The sequence below is a fragment of the Leifsonia sp. KNZ12-8B genome (assembly GCF_056755495.1).
The window spans coordinates 1-3,325 of sequence record NZ_JBPGXM010000219.1 but is presented as its reverse complement, the minus strand read 5'-3'; the positions used below and the strand labels follow the sequence as shown (position 1 = coordinate 3,325).

The window sequence follows — 3,325 nt, the reverse complement described above, 5'->3', positions numbered from 1 at the left end:
GCCCCGACCTCCACCCCGACCCCGGCCGAGTGAGCGCACCAGCATGACCAGACCCCCCTTCGACCCCGTGACCGACGAGGACATCGCCGCCGTGAGCAGCCAGCTCGGCCGCCCGGCGCGCGACGTCGTCGGCATCGCCGCGCGCTGCGTGTGCGGCCGGCCGACCGTGGTGAGCACGGCGCCGCGGCTGTCCGACGGCACGCCGTTCCCGACCTTCTACTACCTCACGCACCCCGCCGCGACGGCAGCGATGTCGGCGCTGGAGGCGACCCAGGTGATGGTCGAGTACAACGACCTGCTCGCCGACGACGAGGAGGTGCGCGCGCAGTACGCCGCCGCGCACGAGCAGTACCTCGCCGACCGGGAGTCGATCGCGGTCGTCGACGAGATCGCCGGCATCTCGGCGGGCGGGATGCCCTCCCGCGTGAAGTGCCTGCACGCCCTCGCCGCGCATGCGCTCGCGGCCGGCCCCGGCGTGAACCCGATCGGAGACCTGGCGCTGGCCCGCGGCGACTGGTCGCCCGAGGTGTGCCGGTGCCAGGTCGACGTCGCCGGATGACCGCTGCCGGGCGTGTGCGCCGGGGCGTCGTGGCCGCCGTGGCGGCGGTCGCGCTCGTGCTCGCCGGCTCGACGCCCGCGCGCGCCGACCAGGTACGCGAGCTGCAGTACTGGCTGAACGACTACGGCTTCGCCCAGGCCTGGAGCACGACCCGCGGCGCCGGGGTGAAGGTCGCCGTGATCGACACCGGCGTCGACGGCGGCGTCCGCGACCTCGCGGGCGCGGTCGTCGGCGGCACGGACGTGTCCGGGGTCGGCGCGGCGAACGGCCAGCGGCCGCTGGGCGACGGCGACGAAGCCGACCACGGCACCTGGGTGGCGTCCCTCCTGGCCGGGCGCGGCACGGGCCCGAACGACGGCGTGCTGGGCGCGGCACCGGAGGCGAGCGTCCTCACCGCGTCCGTCGCGCTCGGCAAGGCCATGGGTGCGGTGGGCAGCGACGACCAGATCGCCCAGGCCATCCATTGGGCCGTCGACAACGGCGCATCCGTGATCAACATGTCGCTCACGCGGAACACGCTCGACTGGCCGACCTCGTGGGACGACGCGTTCCAGTACGCGTACGCGCACGACGTGGTCGTCGTGGCCGCCGCGGGCAACCGGGGGAGCGGCACGACCGAGGTCGGCGCGCCGGCGACCATCCCCGGCGTCCTCACCGTCGCCGGCGTCGACCGCCAGGGCATGGCGAGCTTCGACGCCTCCTCGCAGGGCATCACCATCGGCGTCTCGGCACCCAGCGAGCAGCTCGTGGGCGCGAGCCCGGGTGGAGGCTACGTGCAGTGGGAGGGGACCAGCGGCGCCGCCCCGCTCGTCTCGGGCGCCGTCGCCCTCGTCAGGGCCGCCCATCCCGAGCTGAAGGCCCCGGACGTCATCGAGCGGATCATCCGCACCGCCCGCCCGGCCGGCGGCGGAGCGGTCCCGAGCCCGATCTACGGCTACGGCCTGCTCGATGCGGCGGCCGCCGTGACCGCCGACGTGCCGCACGTCTCCGCGAACCCGATGGGCGATCTCACCGAGTGGATCCGCGTCCACCGGCGGGCGGCGCCCACCGCGGCGCCCGCCCCCGGCGGCAGCGCGCAGGGGGAGGCGCCGGCGCCCGTGAAACTGAAGCCCGAGCGCGCGCTACCATGGAAAGCGTTCTTCTGGCCGCAATGGAGCGTCCTGACCACCTTCTGGCTGCCGTTCAGCCTGATCGCCGGATTCCTCGCCCTGTTCGCCCTCGGCGGCGTGGGCGCGTGGCTCCATTTCAGGCGGAGGGCCTCCAGGGAGTAGCCTGTCATCCATACTTTCGTGCTGAGGAGACGCATCACTGTGCCCAGAATCCTGATCGTCGGCGGTGGCTACGCCGGCTTCTACACCGCTTGGAAGCTCGAGAAGCAGCTTCGCAAGGGCGAGGCCGAGGTCACCATGGTGGACCCGTTGCCGTACATGACGTACCAGCCGTTCCTCCCCGAGGTGGCCGCCGGCTCCATCGAGCCCCGGCACGCGGTCGTCGCGCACCGCCGCCACCTCAAGAGCACCAACATCATCTCGGCCACGGTCACCTACATCGACCACGCCAAGAAGACGGCGACCATACAGCCGGCCGTCGGCGAGGCGTACGAGTTCGCGTACGACATCGTCGTGGTGACCGCGGGCGCCGTCTCGCGCACGTTCCCGATCCCGGGCGTCGCGGACCAGGCCGTCGGCCTGAAGACGATCGAGGAGGCCGTGTACATCCGCGACCGCCTCCTCACGAACTTCGACAAGGCCGCCGCCCTCCCGCCCGGGCCGGAGCGGGACCGCCTGCTGACCGTCGTCGTCGTCGGCGGCGGCTTCGCCGGCATCGAGATCTTCGCCGAGCTGCGGTCGTTCGCGAGCGCCCTGCTCAGCAAGTACCCGGAGCTGTCCTTCGAGGACACCCACTTCCACCTGATCGAGGCGATGGGCCGGATCATGCCGGAGGTGTCGCTCCCGACCAGCCACTGGGTGATCAAGAACCTCGCCGAGCGCGGCGCGCAGATCCACCTCGAGACCCAGCTGCAGAGCGCGGTCGACGGCGTCATCCAGCTCTCCACCGGCGAGTCGTTCGAGTCCGACCTCATCGTCTGGACCGCCGGCGTCATGGCGAACCCGACCGTGGTCCGGCACACCGACCTCCCGATCGAGGAGCGGGGCCGCCTACGGGTCCGCGCCGACCTCCGCGTCGGCACCGAGGAGGAGATCATCGAGGGCGCCTGGGGCGCCGGCGACGTCGCCGCCGTCCCCGACCTGACCGGTAACGGCGTCGGCGGCTACTGCGTGCCGAACGCCCAGCACGCCGTCCGCCAGGCGAAGCTGCTCGCCAAGAACCTGGTCGCCGACATGCGCGGCGAGCTGCCGCGCCAGTACTACCACAAGAGCCTCGGCGCGGTCGCCGGCCTGGGCCTCGGCATCGGCGTGCTGCAGTCGGGCAAGCTGGCGCTCAAGGGCGTCATCGGCTGGCTCGCGCACCGCGGCTACCACGGCCTGGCGATGCCGTCGTGGGAGCGCAAGTGGCGCGTGCTGTGGGGCTGGTGGAATAACTTCTGGCTCGGCCGCGACATCGTGTCGCTCCCCGGCCTGTCGAACCCGCGCGGCGCCTTCGAGGAGTGCGCCGCCCGCCCGAAGCCGGCCGTCGAGGCCGCTCCGGCGGAGGCGACCGCCGCTCCCGCCGTGGAGTCGAAGGCCAAGGGCTCGAAGGCCAAGGAGCCCGCGCCCGCGAAGTAGGGCAGCGCCGCGGCCGGCCCCCCCCGTGCGCCCCCCGCCC

General features: G+C 73.2%; 3 protein-coding genes. All 3 read left to right on the top strand.

The features are described from left to right. Positions 1-43 precede the first annotated feature (43 nt). From ACR9ZG_RS18535 to ACR9ZG_RS18525, 3 genes are read left to right on the top strand one after another with little or no spacing between them, the layout of a single operon-like run. Positions 44-559, top strand: coding sequence for a DUF501 domain-containing protein (locus ACR9ZG_RS18535; protein ID WP_481286318.1), 516 nt, complete (start codon positions 44-46; stop codon positions 557-559). After that, positions 556-1,830 (top strand): S8 family serine peptidase, encoded by a 1,275-nt coding sequence (locus ACR9ZG_RS18530; RefSeq protein WP_481286317.1) that lies wholly within the window; start codon positions 556-558, stop codon positions 1,828-1,830. Before ACR9ZG_RS18535 ends, ACR9ZG_RS18530 begins: the two co-directional genes overlap by 4 nt. A 39-nt stretch (positions 1,831-1,869) precedes the next feature. After that, entirely contained in the window at positions 1,870-3,285 is a 1,416-nt protein-coding gene (locus ACR9ZG_RS18525) for an NAD(P)/FAD-dependent oxidoreductase (RefSeq protein WP_481286316.1), read from the top strand. Positions 3,286-3,325: the final 40 nt, after the last annotated feature.